The following is a 23,677-nucleotide window of genomic DNA, read 5'->3' as shown; positions in this document are numbered from 1 at the left end:
AAAGTCGAACGAATCCCTTGCCACGGGTATGCGCGGGCCGCTAAGGTGACAGGTGGCTAGGCGCGAACAGGCGCGCCGACGGTTCGCTGAGAGGTTCGCATGTTCGACAAACGACTGTTTCAGGTGGCGCCCGGCATCGGACGGCTGATCGCCGGCAAAGTGCTGTGCATGTGGATCGGCCTGCTGGCCAATATCGTGTTCGTGGGCACGTTGGTCATGATGCTGTCCGCCATGGTCCTCGCCGCCGATCCGCACTCCTTCGCCTGTGATGCCGCAGCCGGCACCGACTGCTCGACCAATCTTTTCGGCATCGCGGCCGTGGGCGTGCTGCCCGGCGATATGATGCTGTACGCGGGCGTCCTCATCGCCTGCGCGCTGGTGCGCTACATCACCACCCGTCTCGCAGCCCGTTGCGGCACCGAAGCCGCCGAACGCGTCAAGCTCGGCCTGCGCGAGCGGCTCTACCGCAAGATGCTCGCGCTCGGCCCCTCCTACTCCTCGCGCGTGAAAACCGCCGACGTGGTGCAGTCCGCCGGCGAAGGCGTCGAACAGATCCAATCCTTCTTCGAACTCTTCCTGCCGCAGTTGTTCTATGCGATCCTTGCGCCGATCACCTTGTTCGCCGTGATCGCGCCGCTGAACATGCCCACCGCCGTGACCCTGCTGGTCTGCGCGCCCCTGATCGTGATCGTCGTCGGATTGGTCGCCATGAGCGCCTCCCGAGCGTTCAAAAAGTATTGGGGGCGCTACACCGATATGGGCGCCGCCTTCCTCGACAACCTGCAAGGCCTGGAAACCCTCAAAACCTTCGACGCCGACGCGCAGGCCGCCGAACGCATGGATGAGAAGGCCGAATCCTTCCGCGTGATGACCATGCGCGTGCTGCAAATCCAACTGCGCTCGCTGGCCGCCATGGACGCGGTCGCCTACGGCGGCACCGCGGCCGGCATCGGCGTGGCCCTCTGGCAGTACGCCGGTTCGGATGGATCCGCCGCCGGGCAGACGCAGGGCGCGCTCTCCTCGCTGCTGCCGTTCACCGTAGGGGCGTCGCTCTCCCTTGCGGGCGTGCTGCTGATCGTGCTGCTGTCCGCCGACTTCTTCATCCCCCTGCGCCAGCTCGGCTCCTACTTCCATGTGGCGATGAACGGCATGACCTCCACCAAGCGTATCTTCGCGCTTCTCGACGCGCCCGAACCCGCGCATGGCACGCTCGACCTGCCGTTCGACGCGGCCGGCACCGCACATGAATCCACCAAAGCGGAGCATCATTCCGCGTCCGCGTTCGACATTGAATTCTCCGACGTCTCCTACGCGTATCCCGCCTCGGAATCCGTCCGTCCCAACGACGGGGACAAGTCCGGCAAGCCTGAGAATTCCGACAAATCCGATAAGTCCGGCGGACAAGCCGGTACGGCAGTCTCCGATGCGTCGGACTCCACGCCCGCCAAAGCGCTCTCCGACGTCTCCTTCGCCGCTCGCCCCGGCCAACTCACCGCCATCGTCGGCGTCTCCGGCTCCGGCAAATCGACCGCGGCGGCCCTACTTGCCGGCCAAATCACCGGATACGACGGTTCGATCAGCATCGCCGGCATGGAACTCGCCGACCTGAACGCGGCCTCGCTCACCCGCGCGGTCACCTTGGTCGGCGCGCGCAGCCACCTTTTCGCCGGAAGCCTGCGTGAGAACCTGCTGATGGCCGACCCCGCCGCCGATGACGACCGGCTCTGGGAGGCCTTGGAGCGCGCCCGCGTGGCCGACTTCGTACGCGCGCAACCGGCCGGATTGGACATGCCTATCGCCGCCGACTCCGCGAACCTGTCCGGCGGCCAGCGCCAGCGCATCGCCATCGCCCGTGCCTTGCTGCACAACAGCGCCATCATGGTGTTCGACGAGGCGACCAGCAGCGTGGACGTGGAAAGTGAGGCGCTGATCCTCGCCTCAATCCGTGAACTCGCCGACCGTGGCGCAACGGTCATTATGATCACGCATCGCATGGCCAACGCCGTCGAAGCCGACCGGATCGTCGTGTTCTCCCATGGCGCGGCCGTCGAAACCGGCACGCACGCCGAACTCATCGCCGCCGACGGCGCCTACGCCACGCTGCACCACACGCAGCAAGCCATCGAATCCGTCTCCAATCCCGCCCGTCACGCCGACCGGAACCTCATGGACCGGCGGTATGAGCCCGCGGACGCAACGGCTGACCCTGCACCAACATCACCGGCCGCGGTGCCGGAATCGATGCCGGCATCAGCATCGGCATCGACCGCAAGCCGATCCGCAACCATCGGCACGTCCGCCGTCAACGCGACATCCGCCGTCGCATCGCCCGAAGACGCAGAAGTGTCCGACGCCGCAACCTCCCGCGGCGGCCAACAACCCGATGAACCGAACACGCCGACGGAAAGCACCTTCCATCTCGTCTCGCGTCTGCTCAAGGAGGCCACGCCGCTCGCGCATCTGATGACGGCCGCGGTCGTCTCCGGAACCGTCGGCCATCTCGCCGCCACCTTCCTGCCGGTGTTCGGCGTAATCGCCGCGTTCGCGCTCGCCGGCAATCCCGTGTGGGGGATGGGCGTCGCGCCCGCCGTCATCGCCATGGTGGTGTGCGCGCTGCTGCGTGGCCTGATGCGCTACGTCGAGCAGTATCTCAACCACAACGTCGCCTTCCGTCTGCTCGCCCTGTTCCGCTCCAAAGCGTTCGCCGCGCTGCGCCGCCTCGCCCCCGCGAAGCTCGCCGGCAAAGGCAAGGGCGATCTGATCGCGTTGGTCACCACCGACGTGGAACTGCTGGAGATCTTCTTCGCGCACACGATCTCGCCGGTCGCGATCGCCGTGGCGACCAGCGTGGTGTACGCGCTCGTCCTGCTCACGCTCAGCCCGTGGCTCGCGCTGCTGCTTGTCGTCTCGCATCTGATCATCGGCGTGGTCGTGCCGCGCTTCTTCGCCACCGGCGTGCAGAACCTCGGCCCCACCATCCGCCGCCAATCCTCCTCGCTGGACGACGCGGTGCTCGACGATATGCGCGGCCTCGACGAGATCATCCGCTTCGGCCGCGGCGAGAGCCGGGTGGCCGGCATTGTGGAACGCACCAAGGCGTTGTGGGCCGAGCATGCGCATCTGAGCCGCGTCAACGCCGGATTCGCCGGCATCGGCGGCGTGCTGGTGCTGGTGCTGACCGCGGCCGCGGCGGCTGTGGCGATCGCCGAGGCCACCGTCGAGCCGACGAACATCCCCGCATTGGTGACGGCGGTCGTGCTCCTGTCCAGCTCGTTCGGACCGACTCTGGCCCTGAGCGCGCTGCCTGCGAATCTCACGCAGACCTTCGCCTCCGCGCGCCGCCTGTTCGCGCTGATGGACGAAGCGCCGGCCGTATCGGAAACCGGTCTCGAATCGCCGGCCTATACGGGCATGGCGATGGAACATGTCGACTTCGCCTACGAGTCCGGGGCGGGGGAGAAGGTGCTCGACGATTTCGGCATGGAGGTGCCGCGCTACGGCGTGCTGGGCGTGCAGGGCCCGTCCGGCCGGGGCAAGTCCACCACATTGAAGCTGCTGATGCGCTATTGGGATCCGCAGGGTGGTCGGGTAGCCTTGTCCGGCACGGCGTTGCCGCAGGTCGACGCGCATCACCGCCGCCGCGTGCAAACCATGATGAGTCAGGAAACCCACCTCTTCGACGGCACCATCCGCGAAAACCTGCTGATCGCCCTTCCTGAAGGAATTGAAGGGGCCGAAGGAGTCGACGGGGCCAATGGGGCCGAGGGGGCCGACGGCATGCTGCGCGAGGCTCTGCGCAAGGCTTCGGTACTGGATTTGGTCGACTCATTGCCCGAGGGTCTTGACACGCAGGTGGGGGAGTTGGGTGACCGCCTGTCCGAGGGAGAGCGCCAGCGCATCGGTTTGGCGCGCATTTTCCTGCGTGACGCCGACCTGGTGTTGTTCGACGAGCCGACCAGTCGCCTGGACGCGCTGAACGAAGCCGTGATCCTCCAGTCGATCAACGATCTAGCGCGTCCTAATGCTTGTGAGCGCAGGATCGACAGGGATGGCACTGAAAACGCGCATGGTGTTGAAGGTGCGCACGGTGCTGAAGGTGCGTGTGGTGCTGAACATGCGCACGGCACAAACGACGAGAGTGTTTCGGAGGGCATGGGCAACCCGTCCGGCAAAGCCGTCGTATTGGTCTCGCACAGGGAATCCGCCATGCGCATCGCAGACACCGTACTGACAATGTAATCCCACGCATCACCGACACCGTGCTGTCGATGTAATCCCGTGCTCTGCCAACACTGTGTTGGCGGAACAATCCGTCTACTCGTCATCCCGGGCAGAACGTTTCCCTCTTTTGTCATGCTGAGCGGAGCGCAGCGGAGTCGAAGCATCTCTCGTGAATGGCGACGGAGATCTTTCGACTGCGGGCTGAAGCCCTTCGCTCTAGGATGACGTTGATAATGGTTATTTGTCATGCTGAGCGGAGCGTAGCGGAGTCGAAGCATCTCATACGTCCGATACTGGTATATCTGCGTTACGGGCAGTGTTCAAGGGGCTTTGCATAGGTTGATCTGCGTTACTGGTAGTGCCCATACGCGCTGAGGCCGTATATGATCCGCGGAATACCGGGCCTGTTAGAAGCGATATGGCCGATATGGCACCACCCGTAACGCAGATCGACCTCCGCAGACCTCCAAATCCACTACCCGTAACGCAGATAGGTTCTTGCGGGCCGCGAATCAGATAGGTTCTTGTGGACTGGAAGTGTCGAGTGCCGGCAAGATCGCAAGGACTTTTACGAGGTCATGATTGGTTCCTGTGGGCTGCGAATTGCGGGGTGCGGGAGGCTGTTTTTCTTTGGAAACTCAGGCGTGTCGAGGAGTGTTTGACAGATTGGTACACGGGTGTATCATAGAGAGCAATGGTACACGGATGTACCAACGGGGAAAGGCCCCAATAACCAAACAGCATCGCTTACTGGACGCGGTGGCAACGGAAGCCGTCGCAAGGCCGGTCGGGCGGCGCAAGTGAAGGAGAGCAACATGCGCAACGGTAAGAAGATCGTCGCCGCAACGGCCGCCGCGGCGACCCTTGTGGGTATGGCCGCCTGCGGTTCCAGCAACGGAGCGGGGGATGCCGACGCCTCGAATGGCGATGCCGCCACTGAAATCGTCATCTGGGGCTGGGATTCCGGCAACGTCATCAACGACGTGATTGAGGCCTTCGAAGAGGAGAACCCCGATATCACCGTCAAATTCAACAACACCGGCACCGCGGCCGACACCCAGACCGCTTTGAGCAACGCCGTGCAGGCCGGCAACGGCGCTCCCGACGCCGTGATGCTTGAGGATCCCACCGTCACCCAGTTCGCGGTGACCGGCGACCTGGTGGATCTGAGCCAGTTCGGCGCCGACGAGTACGCGGACGACTTCACCGCCGGTCCGTGGAACAAGGTGCAGTACGACGGCAAGCCCTATGCTCTGCCGATTGACTGCGGTCCTGAAATGTTCTTCTACAACAAGGCCGTGTTCGACGAGGCCGGCGTGAACGCCGAAGACATCAAGACGTGGGACGACTATTACGAGGCCGCCAAGAAGATTCGCGCCATCGGCTCCTACATCACCAACAACGCGGGCAGCTCCATGGAATACCAGCCCTTCACCGCGCAGGTGTGGCAGGCCGGCGCGCAGCCTTGGAAGGTCGATGGGGAGAACATCACCATCGATATGACCGAAGACGAGGGAATGCAGCGTTACATCGAGTTCCAGCAGAAACTCATCGATGAGGACCTCATCGACACGAAGACCCAGAACTGGTCCGACGACTGGAACCGCGAGCTCAACGACGGCACCCTCGCCTCGCTCACCATCGGTGGCTGGATGCCCATCAACCTGATCAACGGTGCTCCCGACCAGGCCGGCAACTGGCGTGTGACCACCATGCCGCAGTGGGAGGAAGGCCAGTCGATCGGCGCCGAGGACGGTGGCTCCGCATGGGCCATCACCACGCAGTCCGACAAGCAGGAAGCCGCCTATAGGTGGGTCGAGTACATCACCCATGGCAACGGTGCCGTGCTCAACTCCCAGACCGGTACGCTGTCTTGCCTGAAGTCCATCCTGAACTCCGACGAATTCACCGATGCGGACTCCAATAAGGAGACCAACGACTACTTCGGCGGGCAGAATGTGAACGAGATCCTCGCCGAAGCGGCCCAGGCCGATGTCACCGAATTCCAGTATCTGCCGTACAACCCGTACGCGCAGTCCACCTTCGGCGATCAGATCTCCAGGGCCTACAACAAGGAGATCACTCTCGAAGAGGCCTTCGCCAACTATGCCAAAGCTCTCGCGGACAACGGCGAACAGCAGGGCTACACCGTCACCCTCAAGGGCTGATACGTCGACGGCCCATCGAGATCAACCGATTTCTCATAACGCGTAGCAGCGGAAGGCGGGTTTCCACCCCGCGTGGGACCCGCCTTCGTCATGCCTCGCAGCTCCACCCCCACACCTCATCCGAAAGAGACAAGTCATGACCGCACAGACCTCGGCGGCGACGGCGCCGGAAATCCCCGTCAACAAGCACAAGCGCGACTGGCGCGGCTGGAAGTTCATGGGACCGTTCGCCGTGGTGTTCGTATTCGTGTTCATCATCCCGATCGTCTACGCCATCTACATCAGCTTCTTCAAGCGGCAGATGGTCGGCGGCACCAAATTCGTCGGCATCGAGAACTATGCGCGTCTGTTCGTCGACTCGCAGTTCTGGAGTTCGGTCGGCCGTGTGGCCCTGTTCACGGTGGTGCAGGTGCCGATCATGCTGTTCCTGGCCGCCGCGATGGCGCTCGCCCTCGACTCGATGAAACTGCACGGCACGAAGTTCTTCCGCATCTCGACCTTCCTGCCCTACGCGGTGCCGGCCGTGGTCTCGACGATGGTCTGGGGTTTCGTGTACGGCGCGAAATACGGTCTGGTCGGCTCTCTCAACGACCTGCTCGGTACCAATATCGACGTGCTCAGCCCCGATGTGCTGCTCGCCGCCATCGTGAACATCAACACATGGGAATTCACCGGCTACAACATGCTGATCTTCTACTCGTCGCTCTCCACCATTCCGCACAGCCTCTATGAGGCCGCCAGCATCGACGGCGCGAGCGAATGGCAGATCGTGCGCAAGATCAAGCTGCCCGAGCTCAAGGGTTCGCTGGCGATCACGGTGATCTTCTCGATCATCGGCTCGTTCCAGCTATTCAACGAACCGAGCGTTCTGCAGAACATGGTTCCGGGCAACGCGATCACCACGTACTACACGCCGAACATGTACGCCTACAACCTGAGCTTCAGCGGCAACCAGTCGAATTACGCCGCCGCGCTGGCCATCACCATGGCGGTGATCACCATGGCCATCGCCTATGTCGTGCAGCTCAAGAGCATGAAGGAGCAGATGAAATGACCGACCTCAAAGCACAGGAAAAGGCCGCGAAAAAGGCCGAGAAGGCGCGTCAAAAGCGCATCGCCCAAGACGAGAAGGCCGAGCGCAAGCGTTTCGCGAAGAACGGATTCTCCAATCCGGCGAATCCTACCCGCTCCGTCGCGCTGACCGCGGTGTGCGCGATCTTCGCCGTGTACTGCCTCTTCCCCTTCGTGTACCTCATGATCAACGCCACCAAGACGCAGGCGGACTTCACCTCCACCTTCGGCCTCGGATTCGGCAGAACCTTCGCCCTGTGGGACAACATCGCCACGGTGTTCACCTACCAGGACGGCATCTTCGCCCGCTGGTTTTTGAACACGATCCTCTATGTGGTGTTGGGCGCGGGCGGCGCGACCCTGCTGGCCATCATGGGCGGCTACGCGCTGGCCAAATTCCGCTTCCCCGGCCGCAAGGCCTGCTTCGTGATCATCATCGGCGCGATCAGCGTGCCCGGCATCGCACTGGCGGTCCCGCAGTTCCTCCTGTTCGCCAAGCTCGGGCTCACCAACACCCCCGCTTCGATGATCATCCCCAGCCTCGTCTCCACCTTCGGCCTGTACCTCATGTGGATCTTCTCCGACCAGGCCGTGCCGGACGAACTGCTTGAGGCCGCCCGTGTGGACGGCGCCGGCGAATGGCGCACCTTCTGGCAGATCAGCCTGCCCCTGCTCGCGCCCGGCATCGTCACCACCGCTTTGTTCGCCATCGTGGCCACGTGGAACAACTACTTCCTGCCGTTGATCATGCTTAAGGATTCCGACTGGTATCCGCTGACGATCGGTCTGAACCAGTGGAAGGACCAGGCCTCGACCGCCGGCGGTCAGGCGATCCAGAACCTGGTGATCACCGGCTCGCTGATCACCATCATTCCTCTGGTCATCGCGTTCCTCATGCTGCAGAAGTACTGGCAGTCCGGCCTCGCCGCCGGCGCGGTCAAGGAGTAAGGCTCCGTAGGGGAGACAAACAAAGGACGGGACTTATGCGTCGAGAATTTCGTTGGCCGCGACTGCTCACGCCGAACGGCGGCGGCATCGCCTACGGTGGGGACTACAACCCCGACCAATGGCCGGAATCCGTGTGGAATGAGGACATCGAACTGATGCGTCGCGCCCACGTGAACACCGTGGCGCTCGCCATCTTCAGCTGGAGCCGCATCCAGCCGCGCGAGGACGAGTGGGATTTCGACTGGCTCGACCGCATCATCGCCAAGCTCGGCGAGGCCGGCATCGCCGTCGACCTCGCCTCCGCCACGGCCAGCGCGCCGATGTGGCTGTACGAACGGCATCCCGAGGTGCTGCCGCGCGACAGATTCGGCCATGTGGTCAATCCCGGCTCGCGTCAGTCGTGGAGCCCCACCAGCCCGGTGTTCAAAGAGTACGCGCTGGCCATGTGCCGCCGGCTCGCCGAGCGCTATGGGGATAATCCCACCGTCACCGCCTGGCATATCGGCAACGAGTACGGCTGGAACAACCGTCACGACTATTCCGACAGCGCGCAGGCCGCCTTCCGCGACTGGTGCGAGCGCCGCTACGGTTCCGTCGAGGCACTGAACGACGCGTGGGGCACCGCCTTCTGGTCGCAGCATGTGAACTCCTTCAGCGAAGTGCTGATTCCGCGCCACATGGGCGGCGACTCCATGGTCAACCCCGCCCAACAGCTCGATTTCGAGCGCTTCGGCAACGATATGCTGCTCGACTTCTACAAGGCCGAACGCGACGCCATCGAGGCGATCTGCCCAGACAAGCCGTTCACCACGAATTTCATGGTATCCACCGACCAGTGCGTCATGGATTACGCGCAATGGAGCGACGAGGTGGATTTCGTCTCCAACGACCATTACTTCCACGAGGGCGAGTCCCATCTCGACGAGCTCGCCTGTTCGGACGCGTTGATGGGAGGTCTCGCCCAAGGCAAGCCATGGTATGTGATGGAGCATTCCACCTCCGGTGTGCAATGGAAGCCGCTGAACGCCCGAAAGCGCCACGGCGAGCTGGTGCGTGACGCGCTGGCTCATGTGGCGTTCGGCGCGGATGCGATCAATTTCTTCCAATGGCGGCAGTCGCGTTCCGGCGCGGAGGCCTTCCATTCCGCGATGGTGCCGCATGCGGGCGCCGACAGCGCGCTGTTTCGCGAGGTGTGCGAGCTGGGGGAGAGTCTGCAGGCGCTGTCCGATGCGGGAATACAGGGGAGCGAGATGGAGCGTTCGCGCGCGGCCATCCTCTTCCACGCCGATTCCGAATGGGCCACGCGCAGCGAGACCCTGCCGACGATGAAGCTCAACCACTGGCATGACGTGCGCGACTGGTACCGCGCGTTCCTCGATGCGGGCCTGCGCGCCGACGTGACGCCCCTGCGCGACGATTGGAGCGGATACGACATCATCGTGCTGCCCACCGTGCTGGTGCTTTCGGACGCGGATGCGCGCCGCATCGCCGAGTTCGCCGCATCCGGAGGCACGGTGGTGGTCGGATACGCCACCGGTCTGGTCGACGAATCCTTCCGCGTCGGATTGGGCGGATATCCGGGCGCGGGCGGCGGCCTGCTGCGCGACGTGCTCGGCGTGCGCACGGAGGAGTTCAATATCGTGGGCGATGAGGCGCAAGGCGAGGCTTCCGCGGTGGGATTGTCCAACGGCGCGTGCAGCCGACTGTGGCAGAGCGTCGCCACGGTCGCTGATGGGGAGGCCGACGATGTCGCGGTGCTCGCCACCTATGAGGGTGAGGGGGCCGAGGATTGGGAGTTGGGCGGCATGCCGGCGCTCACCCGCCATGCGTACGGTGCCGGCGTGGGCTATTACGTCGGTTGCGACCTGCGGCGTGAGGATATCGCCCGCTTCGTCGAAGCCGAGTTCGGCGATGCCTCGATTCGGGCAGACAGCCGCCTGATGCACACCAGACGTATCGGCGTCGACGAAAACGGAAACAGGGTGGCCTTCGATTTCTACCTCAACCGCGGACCGAAGAAGCCGGTGAACGTGCCGGAATTCACAGGCGTTCCGCTGGTCGAACACCGCTGCGCGCCGGTTGCCGGCGTCGCGCATGGCCGTGTGCTTCAGCGCAATGGTGTGCTGATCACACGTCAGCGGCTAGACTAACAAGGAGTGCATCAAGCGGCCGGAGGTGAGGGTATGACAGCGCAGGGAGGCAACGGCAGGCGCGTGACGCTTCGCGACGTGGCGCGCGAGGCCGGCGTCTCGTTGAAAACCGCGTCCAATGTGATCAACGGCTCCGGGCGTATGGCGGAGAAAACCCGCCTTCGTGTGCAGCAGGTGATCGACGAACTGGGATACCAGGTCAATGTCGCCGCCCGCAACCTCAGCCGCGACCACACCGGCTTCATCACCCTCGCCGTGCCCAGCCTCACCCCGCCGTACCTGGCCGAACTGGCCAACCGGGTGATCGACGAGGCCCGCAAGCGCGACTATTCCGTCTACGTCACCACCTACGCCGAAGGATCGGCGAAAGGCGCCCGCGCGCTGCTGGAATCCTTCAACAACACCGTCTCCGACGGCATGATCCTCTCCATGAGCGAGGTCGAAAAACTCGATCCCGAAGATTTGGATGTGAACTTTCCCTTGGTGGTGGTCGGCGCGCGCACCACATGGGGGCGGGCCGACCACGTGACGCCCGACGACGTGCAGGCCGCAAGCGAGGCGACCCGCTATCTGTTCTCGCATGGCGTGCGCTCGCTGGCCGTGGTGGGCGCGCGAGAGGATTACGACGAGGCCGAGGCGCTGCGGGCCATCGAAGGCAACGCGCAGCTGCGTCTGCGCGGCGTGGTGGAGGAGTGCCTGCGTGAGGGGTGTTCGCTGGATTCTCGTCTGGTGGGCAACACCGGGCAGGATTGGACCATCGGTTCGGGGGCGAAGGTGACGCAGCGGCTGATCGACTCGGGAGTGCCCTTCGATGGCATCGTCGCGTTCAACGACCAGCTGGCGATCGGTGCGGTTTCCGCATTGAAGGCCAATGGCGTGGAGATTCCCGAACAGGTGCAGGTGATCGGTTTCGACAACATCGAAGAGGCGGCGTACCTGCAGATTCCTCTGACCACGATGGATTCGCGGCTCGACTGGACCGCGCCCACCGCGGTGGAGCGCATCCTCGCGCGCATCGGCGGCGAGGAGTTGTCCGCCGAACGCCTCACTACCCCCTCACGCGTGATCGAACGCAGCACCACCCGATAGCGTTTGCCTCATTGTCGTTTGGCGCATCCGCTCTGTTTGACGTAACTGTGGTACACAGTTGCACCAAAATAATTTCCGTGATATGCTTACGGTGTTGGTATACAGGTGTACCAACTGTAATTACTGGATTTTTCAGCACAATGATCGGTGCTGTGATTGGATGAGCGGGTGGTCCACTCACCTTGAATCCAAATCCAGAGAATCGCAAATCACAGATGATTCGGAGAGCATAATGATTCAGTCTCGACGACTACTCGCGGCGCTGACGGCTGCCGTCACGACGCTGGGCTTGGGTGTTGCCCCGGCCATGGCGGAGGATGCGGCTGTCGAAACGGCGGTCGCGACGGACGGGCTTATCGCCGCATACGACTTCGCCGATGGCGAAGGACAGTCGCTGAAAGACATCAGTGGCCATGGCAACGACGGAACGGTGGAGGGCTCCCCGATCTGGGGGCGCGGCATTCTATCCTTCGACGGCGGCAATTACGTCAAACTGCCGGATGGCTTGTTGGAAGGGAAGACCGCGGCGACGGTGAGCATCATGGCGAAACCGGACGCGACGGCCAAATCGCGAAACAACTTCCTGTGGAATCTGGGAGGAGACGGCGACGCCTCCACAGGGCAGTTCTTCGTCAGTGCCAACGGAGACAGAGCCGTGATCTCCTCCACCAACTGGAGCGACGAGCAGGCAGTGGACGGTCTGGGGCTTACCGCCGACGTTTGGAAGCAGGTGACCGTCACCATCGAACCAAGCGAGAGCGAGGGCGCTTCGACGCTGACGGCCTACGTCGACGGTGAGCAGGTGGGAGCCTCGGTCGAATCCACGGTGGGCATCGCCGACCTGAAGGCGCACACCAGCAACTACATCGCCAAATCCGCGTATAAAAACGACAAGCTGTTCACCGGTGACGTCAGCAATATGCGAATCTACGACAGGGCGCTCAGCGCGGATGAGGTGCGCGCGGTCGCGCAGGCGGACGCCGTGGAAGTGTTCGCCGAATCACAGCTGAGCGACGAGGAGAAGGTCGCCGCCGACAAAGAGGCGTTGACGGTGGCTGACGCACTGTACGAGGATATGGAACTTCCCTCGACGGGCAACAACGGATCGTCCATCACATGGAGCGTCGAGCCCTCCGAAGCGCTGTCCCTGACGACGGATGGGGGAGTGGCGAAGGCCGTGGTGTCGCGCCAGGATGCCGATGTGACGGTGACGCTGACCGCCACCATCGCCAGCGGCGAGGTCTCCTCGAATAAGGAGTTCATCGTCACCGTCAAGGCGCAGGGCGAGGAGGAACCCACCAGCGCGTATCTGTTTGCGCATTTCACCGGCGACGAGTTGAAATCCACCGACGAACAGATCTACTTCGCGGTCAGCGAGGACGGCGTCTCATGGACCGACACCAAAAAAGACGGCTATCCCGCGCTGATGAGCGACCTCGGCGAACAAGGCGTGCGCGACCCCTACATTCTGCGCGGACACGACGGCACGTTCACCCTACTGGCCACCGATCTGAGCATCTACGAACGAGACGGCAATTGGTCCGGGACCGTGGACGACGCCAGCACCCAACTCATCGTCTGGCAATCCGACGATCTGGTGCACTGGAGCGAGCCGTGGACGCTGGATGTGGCCAGCGACATCACCAATATCGCCACCGGAGCGACGGAGGCAGGCGGCGACGCGTGGGCACCGGAAGCCGTATGGGATGAGGAGAACCAACAGTATGTGGTGTTCTTCGCGGTCGGCGACGATCCCGGCGACGAATTCGGCGTGGTTAAAGACGCCGAAGGCAATATCACCTCGCGATCCCAGAACGTGTATTACGTGACCACAACGGATTTCAAAACGGCGTCCAAGCCGGTGAAGTGGATCGACTACACCAATCCCATGCTGGATTCCTCCGTGCTCAAGGTGGGTGACTGGTGGTATCGGGCAACGGGATCCGGCACCATTTTCATGGAACGCAGCAAGGACCTGTACGCCGTGGCCAAAGGCGACAGCCCGACCGAGAACCTCAATGCGGAAGGCGGATGGGAATTCGTCGGTTGGTTGAACAACTATCAGAACACTGCCGGTTCCGGCGCGCAGACGATGCTCAATACCACCATTGGCTTGGAAGGCGGCGAGCTGTTCCTGTACAACGAGAGCGATTGGGCGGCCGGCGGCGACGGCGAGAGCGTGCCGACCTATGGCGTGATGGCCGACCGTTTCGCCAACAAGCAGGGTTACGTGCCGTACGTGACCACCGATCTATCGGACGGAACCGGTGCCGCTTGGTCGAAGGGCGCGAATATTGATTTCGGCTCGTTGAAGAAGAGGCATGGCTCGATTCTGCCGATCACCCAAAGCGAATACACGCGCATTATGGCGGCATACGTCGGTTCGGAATCCAGCACGACGCTTCAGTCGATCACCGTTGCCGGCGCGGCCGTGGATATGAACGCCGCCGCGGAAGAGGGTGGTGCGACCGTCGAACTCGCGCAGGACGTGAGCTTCGACGCGGGCGCCGATGTGGTGGTCCGCACCTCCCAGCCGCAACAATCCGCCGAAGTCGACTATGACGCGACCACGGGAACATTGCGTGTGGACGTCACCTCGGAGAACCGTCTGGCCCAGCGCTCCTACGTGATCGCCGTGCGGCAGAACGGGCAGCCTCCGGTCGTCGATCCGGATCCGGATCCTGATCCGGTCGATCCGGAACCGGTGCGGGCGGATATCAACGTACAAAGAATCGAAGGCCTCTCCGACGACTTCATCGGCGGCGGAGACATCTCGTCGATGCTGTCGCTGGAGGAAAGCGGAGTCGTGTTCAAAGACGCCGACGGCAACGCCGGAGACCTGTTCGCGCTGATGAAAGCCGGCGGCATGAACTACGTGCGTCTGCGTGTGTGGAACGATCCCTACACCGCGGACGGGCAGGGCTACGGCGGCGGCAACGTGGACGTGGACCGCGCCATCACCATGGGCAAGCGCGCCACCGAAGCCGGGCTGAAAGTGCTGGTCGATTTCCACTACTCCGACTTCTGGGCGGATCCCAGCAAACAGCAGGCGCCGAAAGCCTGGGAATCCTTCGAGGGCGACGCCGATAAGACCGCCGACGCCGTGTACGAGTACACGGTGGAAAGCCTGAACAAGTTCAAGGAAGCCGGCGTGGACGTCGGCATGGTGCAGATCGGCAACGAGACCACGGCGAAGATCGCGGGCGTCACGGGATGGGCCGGTATGTCGAAGGTGTTCAACGCGGGCTCCCGCGCCGTTCGTGAAACGCTTCCGGATGCCAAGGTGGTGCTGCATTTCACCAATCCGGATCGTGTGGGCAGCTATGCCAACTTCGCCAAGTGGCTCAACGACAACCAAGTGGACTACGACGTGTTCGCCAGCTCGTACTATCCGTTCTGGCATGGCACGACCGAGAATCTGACCAACGTGCTCAAGCAGGTGGCCTCCACCTATAAGAAGGACGTGATGGTCGTGGAAACGTCGTGGGCCTACACGTTGGAGGACGGTGATGACGACAGCAACACGGTTCCCAAGAAGGTTTCGGCCACGGAGCTGAAGAAATACGACATCAGCCCGCAAGGTCAGGCCGACGCCATCCATGACGTCGCGGAAGCCGTCAACAACGTCGGTGACAACGACGGCGACGGCGAAAACGACGGTCTGGGCGTGTTCTACTGGGAGCCCGCTTGGCTGCCGGTCGGTACCGGAGGCAAGGGCAACGCGGAACTTGTGGAGCTGTGGAACGCCTATGGCGCAGGCTGGGCAACCGAAGCCGCAGGCGAATACGATCCGGCCGACGCCGGCAAGTATTGGGGCGGTACGGGCGTCGACAACCAGGCGCTGTTCGATTTCGACGGCAAGGCGCTGCCTTCGTTGAACATCTTCTCCTACCTGCATACGGGAGCTGCCACCGAGCACGTGTTCTCCTCGATCACGCCGGTGGAGATCTCCGCCGCGGACACGGACTCCATCGAAGCCATCAAGGCGATGCTTCCCGCCGAGGTGACCGCCGAGTATACGGATGGGGTGGATGAAACCGAATCCGTCACCTGGCAGTCCGATGCGCTCGACTGGATCCGGGGCGCCGGGACCTATGCCATCACCGGCACCACAACCGCCGGCCATGAGGCCACCGCCACCATCACCGTGGTCGACACCGCAACCATGAACCGTGTGACGGACGGCAGTTTCGAGGATTCGGCGAACGATGGCGCGTGGGCCATCACCGGCACCTCCGGCGCCGCATCCATCAAAGCGCAGAACCCCTCCGACGGACAGCGTGCGTTGTGCTTCTGGTACGGTTCGGCCTTCGAGTTCTCCGCCTCACGCACCATCTCCGGTTTGGAACCCGGCGAATACACGCTGACCGCCAAAAGCGAGGGCGCGTACGTCGGAGGCAACGCCGAAAGCAATCCGTTGACGCTCTCCGGCAAAGGCGACGCCGACGAGGCCGCCGTCACGGCGACACTGGGCCTGACCGCATGGAACGATTGGCATTCCGCTTCGGCGACCGTCACCGTGGGAGAGGAAGGCAGCGTGGAGATCTCCATCGGCGGATCGTTCGGAGCCGGCGATTGGGGTTCGATCGATGAGGTCTCTCTGGTCAAGAAAACCGAAAGCCACACCAAACCCGACTCGACCACATTGGACGAAGCCGTCAAACGCGCCCAAGACGTGGATCGCGACGCCTACACCAGCGAGTCCCTGTCGCTGCTCGACCAGGCGGTGATGGCAGCCAAGGTGCTGCTTGCCGGCAGCACCTACACCGAACAGGACATCGCGGATGTTGCGAAGCTGATCGACGATGCCATCGCGGGCCTGTCCGGCGAGCGGCTGGCCAATATCACGGTCGACCCGCATAAAACCGAATATCAGGTGGGCGACGAGATCGCGGTCGACGATCTTGACGTTACCGGCGTGTACGCCGCGGGCGCGGGCACGGTGGAGCTGACGGCCGACGACTACACGCTGTCGTACGACTTCTCCAAGCCCTCGGATGCGGCTACGGTTACGGTGACGCTCAAGGCCGACACCAGCATCACGGAAAGCTACACGGTCGTCGTGAAAGAGGCCACGACGGATCCCGACCCCGAGCCGAGCCCAGACCCCGATCCGGCTCCTGAACCTGAGCCGGATCCGTCTCCGGACCCTGAGCCCGAACCCGAGCCGGATCCGACTCCCGGCCCTGGTGATGGTGACGGGTCGGAATCGGGTGCGGGTTCTGACGGCGAGCCTTCGCAGGACGGTGGTTCGGATGGTCCGTCCGTCGCCGTCACCGGTGCGGGCGTGGCCGCGCTCGCGGCCGTGGTGATGTTGTGCGCCGTCGGTGCCGTGGTCGCGTTCGTCGTGCGGCGCCGTGCCTGATCTCGAATAGTTCGACACGGCACGGCAGCGGGGCGTGCGCGACCTAGACAACGAGCCGTGCCTGATTTCGGATAGTCCGATATGACATGGGGCTGCGGGAGCTACGAAACCCGCGGCCCCATCGTCATGTCGAACGGCCCAACCTGTTGGGCCAAGCGGATTGCCAAACGCCCGTCATGCTGAGCGGAGCGTAGCGGAGTCGAAGCATCTCTTAGTGGCAGAGATCCTTCGACTCCGGGCTACGCCCTCCGCTCGGGATGACGAGGCGCAGAGGCCTGCGCCTTGCCGCTTAAGGCAGCAAAGTGCCTCCGCTCAGGATGGCGCGAACCCCTACTGCTTCTTATTGACGATGAGCTTGTCGAGGAAGTCGAGCACGGTGTCGATGGCCTGGTCTTCGCGGGCGCGGTCCTCCGCGCTCTGCTCCGGTTCGTCGGCCTCCTGCGAGATGGACGACTCCTTGGCCTTGCGGAGGATCTCCAAGGCCGCTTCGGCTTCGGCCAAACGTTCCACATCGATCGAAATCGTGGCGGCGTCCACCATGTTCTCATCCACCTCCATGGTGGAGGAATCGTCATCGGACCGCCGGGTCGTGTGATGCAGTTTCGGTTCGACGATCGACGCGTTCACCGTATGCGCCACACGTTCGGCGTGCCAGCGCTCCTCTTCGGCCAATCGCGCGGTCTCCTGGGCGTTGGCCAACGCGGCCGCCTGATTCTCCAACTCGAACAGCTGCTTATGCGCGCGGACGCGCTCGCGTTCGGCCTGCTCGATCACACCCATCGCCTGCATGCGTTCGTTCTCCACACGCGCCAGCGTGATCTCCGCCCAACGGATCTGCGCGCCGGCGGACGCCAGCGCCATGCGGGCCGAAGCCATGGGCGTGCGCGGCTGCCAATCGTATTCGATATCCTCCAGCATGCGGTCCATCGTTTCCGGAACCAACGTGATCACGCCGATCAGGCAGATCAGGTTGCAGATGGCGAACAGGAAGAACGTGCCCCTGCCTCCCCAGCGTTCGAACATCAGCGGCGTGAACTGGCCGATGGCCCAATTCGTGGCCAGCAGGAACGCCGTGCAGATGCCGGTGGCGCGTCCACGCAGGAATGTGGGGAATAATTCGGGAATCATGATCCACGGAATCGGCCCCATCGAGAACGCGAACGACGCGGTGAACAGCATCACCGCCACCAGCGTGAGCGTCTGGTCGCCGATCAGATACGCGTAGCTGATCAGCAGCGCGAATACGGCCATCAATGCCGAACCGATCGCCATCAGGCGTTTGCGCCCCACCGCGTCGATCAGATACATGCCGATCACGGTGAACACCAGCTCCACGCCGCCCACGCAGGAGGCCGCCAAAAACTCGGTGTTGTCGCCGAAGCCCAGATGTTTGAACATCGTCGGACCGTAGTAGGAGATCGCGTTCATGCCGACGAGCTGGTTGCCGATCGCCAGGAAGATGCCGATTCCCAACGCCTTGCGCAGGCCGGGGCGGAACAGGTCGAGGAAGGAGGCGTTGAGCTCGCGTTCGCGCACCACCGACTCGTGGATGACCTCCACCTGCTCGCGGGCGCGCGTGGTGCCGAGAATATGCTCCAGCACCTGGAAACCCTCATCCTCGCGGCCCTGCTGGATCAGGAAACGCGGGGATTCCGGCACGACCAGCATCGCGATGAAGAACACGGCCGCCGGCACCGCGCCGAGGCCCAGCATCCAACGCCAGCCCCACTCCACATTCCAAAACAGGGAGCCGTTCTCGGCGATGAAATAGTTGATCACATTCGTCAGGAAGATGCCGCAAATGGCCAACAGCTGGAACGAGAACGCCAATGTTCCGCGGATGCTGGTGGGGGCCGACTCCGTGATGTAGGTCACGGCCAACGCGGTCGCCAGACCGATGCCCACGCCGCCGACGATGCGCGCGATGATGAGGTCGAACGGCGAGAACGTGAACGCGCTCCACAACGCCGCCACGAAGAAGAAGGCCGCGCCGGCCAGCAGGATGCGGCGGCGGCCGAACCTGTCGGACAGGAATCCCGCCATCGCCGCGCCGACCACGCCGCCGATCATAATCGACGAGATCACCAGTCCTTGCAGCATGGTGGACAGATGGTAGCGGTGCTGCAGAAAATCGATCGCGCCGGAGATCGACACGGTGTCATAGCCATAAAGAAGGCCCGCCAGACCGGCGCTGAGCGCCAGGCCGAACGTGTACCGTCCGGTGCCACGCGGCTGCACGCGATTGCCTAACGGGTTGCTGTGTTTCGAAACCGCCTGAAACCTTCCCGCCATCGCTCTTCCTCTCAAACGCTCAACGGGGAACATGACCATCCTAGCCGCTTCGGGCGGGTTCGTCACGCGGCGTCTTATCGTATGTTGCCTTATTTTTCGGCAAGCGGACGGCAAACGGCCGGACGGCGGGCGGACGGCGGACGGACGACGGTCGCATGTGAGCCGCGTATATCGCGTGCGGGACGTACTCTGAACACAGCATCGAAGGAGGAACCATGACCGACGACCAGACCGCAGCGACCACCCCCGCCATCCCGTCCATCGCGCTCTCCGACGGCAACCGGATCCCGCAGATCGGCCTCGGCGTGCTGCGCATCGACGACGAAGGCGTGGCGCCCGTGATCGAAACCGCGCTGGAAGCCGGCTACCGGCATATCGACGGCGCCGCCGGATACAACAACGAAGCCGGCGTGGGCCGCGCGCTCGCCGCCACCGGCTACAACGCCGGCGAAGCCCGCCGGAGCCTATGGGTCACCACCAAACTGCGCGACTCGCAGCAGGGCTACGATTCGGCTCTTAAAGCCTTCGACGACTCCCTGAGCCTGCTGCGGCTCGACTACGTGGACATGTACATGCTGCATTGGCCCACCCCCTTCGACTGGCGCAGCGGCGAAACGTGGAAGGCCTTCGCGCGCCTGCGTGAGGAAGGCCGCGTGCGCACGCTCGGCGTATGCAACTTCCTGCCCGAACATCTTGAGCGTCTGCACGATGAGACCGGCGAATGGCCCGCCGTGAACCAGATCGAACTGCACCCCACATGGCAGCAGCGCGACGTGGCCGCCTTCTGCAAAGAGCATGGCATCGCGGTGGAGGCGTATTCCCCGATGGCGCGCGGCGCGGATCTGGCGGCCGGCGACGGCGCGATCGAGCGCATCGCCGAAGCGCACGGCGTCTCCCCGGCGCAGGTGATTCTGCGCTGGCATGTGGAGAACGGCACGATTATCATCCCCAAGTCCGTGCACGCCGAACGCCAGCGCGAGAACCTCGACCTGTTCTCCTTCGCGCTCACCGCCGACGAGCATGCCGCGATCGACGCGCTCGACGGACCCACCCGCGCCGGCCATGACCCGCTCACCTTCACCTATGCGTGACGGCGGATACGCCATGCGGTGGGCGTGGAGGCATGATGGCGCGTAGAACGCATTTCAGGAAGCGACGATTCAACGCGTCGAACCCTTTGGAGCGCGTGCTGATCCTGCTGGTGATCGCCGCGATGGTGGGCGTCGGCATCGGCCTGGGACTGCCGATGTTCAGCCCCACCGTGTCCAAAATCACCGGCGGATACACGGCCACCGGAGACGCCGCCGACACGCTCGCCACACTCGTTGTGGACGACCAACCCGACTCGTCCGGCTACGACCGCGACCTGTTCGGATTCCGTGAGACCGACGACGACGGCAACGGCTGCGACGTGCGCGAGGACGTGCTGGCGCGCGACCTGACCGACGTGGTCTATAAATATCCGGGCAGTTGCAAAGTGCAATCCGGCACGCTTGACGACCCCTACACCGGCGAAACGATCCAGTTCGTACGCGGTGTGGACACGAGCGCGCTGGTGCAGATCGACCACGTGGTGGCGTTGGCGAACGCGTGGCAGTCCGGAGCCCGCGATTGGACCACCGCCGAACGGTATCGTTTCGGCAACGATTCGTACAACCTGCTGCCGGTGGACGGCACCGCCAACCAGGACAAAGGCTCCGCGTCCGCCGCCTACTGGCTGCCCACGAACGGCGACTACCGCTGCTCATACGTGGCCCGCCAAATCGGCGTGAAAGCCAAATACCAGCTCACCGTGACCTCCAAGGAGAAGGACGCCATGCTCACCGTGCTCCACTCCTGCCCCGGCCAGCCCGTTCCCGAATCCTGAAGCGCTGTCTCATATTGGAGCCAGCGCTTTGTCCGCCAGCGGTTCGATGTCCGGAGGGGTGTCCGTTTGGCTCTGTCTTGCTCATTTCTATCCGCGCGTTTTCCATGCGGAGAATAACTCGTCAGAGCCGCCCACCCGCGCCGTTTCGTAAATTTCGGTTGTGCTCGTAACCGCTATTCCTCAAACTCTCATAACTCGTATTTTTCCAAATCTTGCGAACGCCGTTCTCTGAATCCTGCCTATGGAGTTCGGATCTCGTCTGTGAGGTTCGGTCCCTATTCGTCAGCTTCACCCTTTTGGCGTTGCGCACGCAGTGATATCGAGTTTGGTGTGTCCGACTTCGAAGAGGCGCGTGGGTAAAACGTTTGATTCTCGAGTTTGGTGTGGGGAAAACGCCTTCTCTCCCAATCCGGACACACCAAACTCGAACCCCGCCTCTGTCAGAGGTGGGAAGTGGGTTGTGTTCGCAGTCGTTCCGCAACGCCACAGCGATCACCCGTCCTGTCCGAGGGCGGGTGATCGGGGCTGTCTGCCCCGGTGCGGCTTGCGTCGAAGTCAGGCGTTTTTACGTATCAGGGGTTCGATGGTTGGAATGCCTTCGGCTTCGGCCTTTTTCAAGTCATACGTGGATTGCAGATTCATCCAGAAATGAGGTCCGGTTCCCAATGCCATGCCCAGCAGCAGCGACATGCGTGCGGTGATCGCGCGACGCCCATGAATGATGTCGCTGATCGCGGACTGCGATACGCCGATGGATTTGGCTAATCGGTAATGAGAGATGCCCAGTGGCGAAAGAAACTCCTCTTCGAGAATCTCTCCCGGGGTGGAGAGCAAGTCCGTCATGGCGACGCCAGCTGTTTCGTTGGCGCTTGCCGGCGAGTCATGTGCGGGGCTCATGCTCTTGGTGTTGTCACTGACAACGCTCGTTGTCTCGTCAGTGGTAGTCGACGAATCGAACATCGGTGGCCTCCTTCCTGTCCCATCGAAACACCAGCCGCCATTGCCTATTGACGCGGACGCTGTAATGGCTGGCCAGGTCTCCGGATAACTCCTCGAAACGGTTGCCAGGCGGGGTCCGTAACGCTTGGGGGTACTCAGCAGCGTCAAGCATCTGCAGTTTTCTCATCAGCGTTCGTGCCACGCCTTGCGGATATTGGGATGGGATGATTCCCGATTCCCAAAATCGTTCCAGTCGTTTATCTGCGAACCGCATTAATACTACCGCCTTACAGAAGTATTGACAATTATTGGGTGTGGCAACCGGCTTGATTGCCTTATTCTGGTCGATTGAGGATGTCTCAGGTTGGAGAATCCGAGCTTTGCTCATTCCGGTCTTCCAACCGTTTTCGGTCTCCATTTCCTCTCCTGGTTTTTGTCTCTTCGGACGCCGAAAGAGCTGATGTCGAGTTTGGTGTGGCCGGCTTCGAAGGGGCGTCTGGGTAAAACGTTTGATTCTCGAGTTCGGTGTGGGGAAAACGCCTTCTCTCCCAATCCGGACACACCAAACTCGAACCCCGCCTCTGTCAGATAATTTCCTCGAGCAAGTATCGGCAAACTCCGGTTAATTTCGGTGGTAGCCGCATGTGCAATGCCTTGGCGACGCTGCGTGCCAGATCAAGTTTCGCCTCAGCGCTGCTCAGATCCTTTGCGGTGGCGCAGATCACGGCCCATCCCATGTCTCTTAGATGCCTTTGCTTAATGTTGTCTTGTCGATATTGGTGTTTGTCGGTGCGATGTTGGTCGCCCTGATATTCAATGCAAACCTTCTGATCGGGAAACGCCATATCCAGCAGCCAGATATGGTCACCGGCGTCGTCGTAGACGGCGTGGTTCACCTCCATGTCTGGCAGTCCATGCTGTCTTAACACCAAACGAGTCCGTGTCTCCTGCGAGGAGTCGGTATCCTCCTTCATGAGCCGCAACGCCTTCTTGCATTTCTGCTTTCCCCAGAACAGGCCGGATTCCGCCAAAAGTATGACAAAATCGTTTCTCTCACACAACTTCATACGCTTGTCCCGCCGCGTCAACGAATCCGCGAGCACGACAAGCTCGCTGAGCGTCAGATACTGCGCCATCTGCGCCCACGCCACCGCTGGTGGTACGCATTGCACATCTCCCACGATATAAGGCTGGTCAAGTCCTGCGCCGTTGCTCCACCGCAGACGTTTGATGCCTTGTTGCTGGTAGCGGGCGTTGTTGTTCCTTACCGCCACGTGAAGCGCGTTCGTTGAGAGACGAGTCTGCTTTGGCAATTCCGCGCCAAGCAACGCCAAAGCGGTGATGTGGCTGTAGATGAGAGGCTTCTCCCTCTCCTGATTGGCTTGGTTGCATCGCTCCTGCATACGTCGTGATTCCTCTTGAAGCGCGCCGTATGCGATGTCGTTATGCACTCGTTCCACGAAGGCTTCGCTACCCTCGCTCATAGTCGTATTGTTCATGCGCCTTACGCTAGAGGGGTGTACCCGCTCATCGCAACCCGCTTGTTGGAAATGGTGGATAAGTGGAA

12 protein-coding genes and 1 pseudogene are annotated in these 23,677 nt (G+C 62.5%); 9 read left to right on the top strand and 4 right to left on the bottom strand.

Features of this window, described 5'->3' with window-relative positions; translation table 11 throughout:
• Window positions 1-99 precede the first annotated feature (99 nt).
• The 7 genes and pseudogenes from BL8807_RS02135 to BL8807_RS02105 all read left to right on the top strand — a co-directional run.
• A pseudogene (locus BL8807_RS02135) lies at window positions 100-4,014 on the top strand (thiol reductant ABC exporter subunit CydD/CydC); the annotation flags it as partial.
• Window positions 4,015-5,036: 1,022 nt separating this feature from the next.
• Window positions 5,037-6,389 (top strand): ABC transporter substrate-binding protein, encoded by a 1,353-nt coding sequence (locus tag BL8807_RS02130; protein WP_072723477.1) that lies wholly within the window; start codon window positions 5,037-5,039, stop codon window positions 6,387-6,389.
• 136 nt (window positions 6,390-6,525) lie between these two features.
• Entirely contained in the window at window positions 6,526-7,443 is a 918-nt protein-coding gene (locus BL8807_RS02125) for a carbohydrate ABC transporter permease (protein WP_072723479.1), read from the top strand.
• Window positions 7,440-8,408 carry a carbohydrate ABC transporter permease gene (locus BL8807_RS02120; protein WP_072723481.1) on the top strand — a complete coding sequence of 323 codons (969 nt, stop codon included), beginning with the start codon at window positions 7,440-7,442 and terminating at the stop codon, window positions 8,406-8,408. The genes BL8807_RS02125 and BL8807_RS02120 overlap by 4 nt, the downstream gene beginning before the upstream one ends.
• A 35-nt stretch (window positions 8,409-8,443) precedes the next feature.
• Entirely contained in the window at window positions 8,444-10,558 is a 2,115-nt protein-coding gene (locus BL8807_RS02115) for a beta-galactosidase (protein WP_072723483.1), read from the top strand.
• Between the two features lie 33 nt (window positions 10,559-10,591).
• The gene (locus BL8807_RS02110) at window positions 10,592-11,647 is read left to right on the top strand and encodes a LacI family DNA-binding transcriptional regulator (RefSeq protein ID WP_072723485.1); all 1,056 of its coding nucleotides are present in this window, start codon (window positions 10,592-10,594) and stop codon (window positions 11,645-11,647) included.
• 232 nt (window positions 11,648-11,879) lie between these two features.
• On the top strand, window positions 11,880-17,012 hold the full coding sequence (locus BL8807_RS02105) for a glycosyl hydrolase 53 family protein (RefSeq protein ID WP_158217127.1): 5,133 nt from the start codon (window positions 11,880-11,882) through the stop codon (window positions 17,010-17,012).
• Window positions 17,013-17,342: 330 nt separating this feature from the next.
• On the opposite strand, the gene BL8807_RS02100 is transcribed toward BL8807_RS02105, so the two are convergent.
• On the bottom strand, window positions 17,343-19,304 hold the full coding sequence (locus BL8807_RS02100; RefSeq protein ID WP_072723489.1) for a sugar porter family MFS transporter: 1,962 nt from the start codon (window positions 19,302-19,304) through the stop codon (window positions 17,343-17,345).
• Between the two features lie 215 nt (window positions 19,305-19,519).
• On the opposite strand from BL8807_RS02100, the gene BL8807_RS02095 reads away from it, so the two are divergent.
• Both BL8807_RS02095 and BL8807_RS02090 read left to right on the top strand, forming a co-directional pair.
• Window positions 19,520-20,395 (top strand): aldo/keto reductase, encoded by an 876-nt coding sequence (locus BL8807_RS02095; RefSeq protein WP_072723490.1) that lies wholly within the window; start codon window positions 19,520-19,522, stop codon window positions 20,393-20,395.
• Window positions 20,396-20,430: 35 nt separating this feature from the next.
• Window positions 20,431-21,171, top strand: a complete 741-nt coding sequence (locus BL8807_RS02090) for an HNH endonuclease family protein (RefSeq protein ID WP_072723492.1) — start codon at window positions 20,431-20,433, stop codon at window positions 21,169-21,171.
• A gap of 555 nt (window positions 21,172-21,726) precedes the next feature.
• Here the strand turns inward: BL8807_RS02090 and BL8807_RS02085 are convergent.
• From BL8807_RS02085 to BL8807_RS02075, 3 genes are all read right to left on the bottom strand, one after another.
• Window positions 21,727-22,131, bottom strand: a complete 405-nt coding sequence (locus BL8807_RS02085) for a HigA family addiction module antitoxin (protein WP_226847420.1) — start codon at window positions 22,129-22,131, stop codon at window positions 21,727-21,729.
• Window positions 22,106-22,528, bottom strand: a complete 423-nt coding sequence (locus BL8807_RS02080) for a type II toxin-antitoxin system RelE/ParE family toxin (RefSeq protein WP_226847418.1) — start codon at window positions 22,526-22,528, stop codon at window positions 22,106-22,108. The genes BL8807_RS02085 and BL8807_RS02080 overlap by 26 nt, the downstream gene beginning before the upstream one ends.
• A gap of 166 nt (window positions 22,529-22,694) precedes the next feature.
• Window positions 22,695-23,609, bottom strand: coding sequence for a hypothetical protein (locus BL8807_RS02075; RefSeq protein WP_094725380.1), 915 nt, complete (start codon window positions 23,607-23,609; stop codon window positions 22,695-22,697).
• Between the last annotated feature and the right edge of the window lie 68 nt (window positions 23,610-23,677).

The sequence above is a fragment of the Bifidobacterium lemurum genome (assembly GCF_014898175.1).
GTDB classification, from domain to species: Bacteria; Actinomycetota; Actinomycetes; order Actinomycetales; family Bifidobacteriaceae; genus Bifidobacterium; species Bifidobacterium lemurum.
This window is presented reverse-complemented; position numbering and strand designations above follow the sequence as displayed.

What these genes read in the sequence shown, in the direction of transcription:
- BL8807_RS02080 (WP_226847418.1), bottom strand. Translation starts at nt 22,528, where the DNA reads ATGGAGACCGAAAACGGTTGGAAGACCGGAATGAGCAAAGCTCGGATT.
- BL8807_RS02110 (WP_072723485.1), top strand. Translation starts at nt 10,592, where the DNA reads ATGACAGCGCAGGGAGGCAACGGCAGGCGCGTGACGCTTCGCGACGTG.
- BL8807_RS02115 (WP_072723483.1), top strand. Translation starts at nt 8,444, where the DNA reads ATGCGTCGAGAATTTCGTTGGCCGCGACTGCTCACGCCGAACGGCGGC.
- BL8807_RS02095 (WP_072723490.1), top strand. Translation starts at nt 19,520, where the DNA reads ATGACCGACGACCAGACCGCAGCGACCACCCCCGCCATCCCGTCCATC.
- BL8807_RS02085 (WP_226847420.1), bottom strand. Translation starts at nt 22,131, where the DNA reads ATGTTCGATTCGTCGACTACCACTGACGAGACAACGAGCGTTGTCAGT.
- BL8807_RS02100 (WP_072723489.1), bottom strand. Translation starts at nt 19,304, where the DNA reads ATGGCGGGAAGGTTTCAGGCGGTTTCGAAACACAGCAACCCGTTAGGC.
- BL8807_RS02075 (WP_094725380.1), bottom strand. Translation starts at nt 23,609, where the DNA reads ATGAACAATACGACTATGAGCGAGGGTAGCGAAGCCTTCGTGGAACGA.
- BL8807_RS02120 (WP_072723481.1), top strand. Translation starts at nt 7,440, where the DNA reads ATGACCGACCTCAAAGCACAGGAAAAGGCCGCGAAAAAGGCCGAGAAG.
- BL8807_RS02125 (WP_072723479.1), top strand. Translation starts at nt 6,526, where the DNA reads ATGACCGCACAGACCTCGGCGGCGACGGCGCCGGAAATCCCCGTCAAC.
- BL8807_RS02130 (WP_072723477.1), top strand. Translation starts at nt 5,037, where the DNA reads ATGCGCAACGGTAAGAAGATCGTCGCCGCAACGGCCGCCGCGGCGACC.
- BL8807_RS02105 (WP_158217127.1), top strand. Translation starts at nt 11,880, where the DNA reads ATGATTCAGTCTCGACGACTACTCGCGGCGCTGACGGCTGCCGTCACG.
- BL8807_RS02090 (WP_072723492.1), top strand. Translation starts at nt 20,431, where the DNA reads ATGGCGCGTAGAACGCATTTCAGGAAGCGACGATTCAACGCGTCGAAC.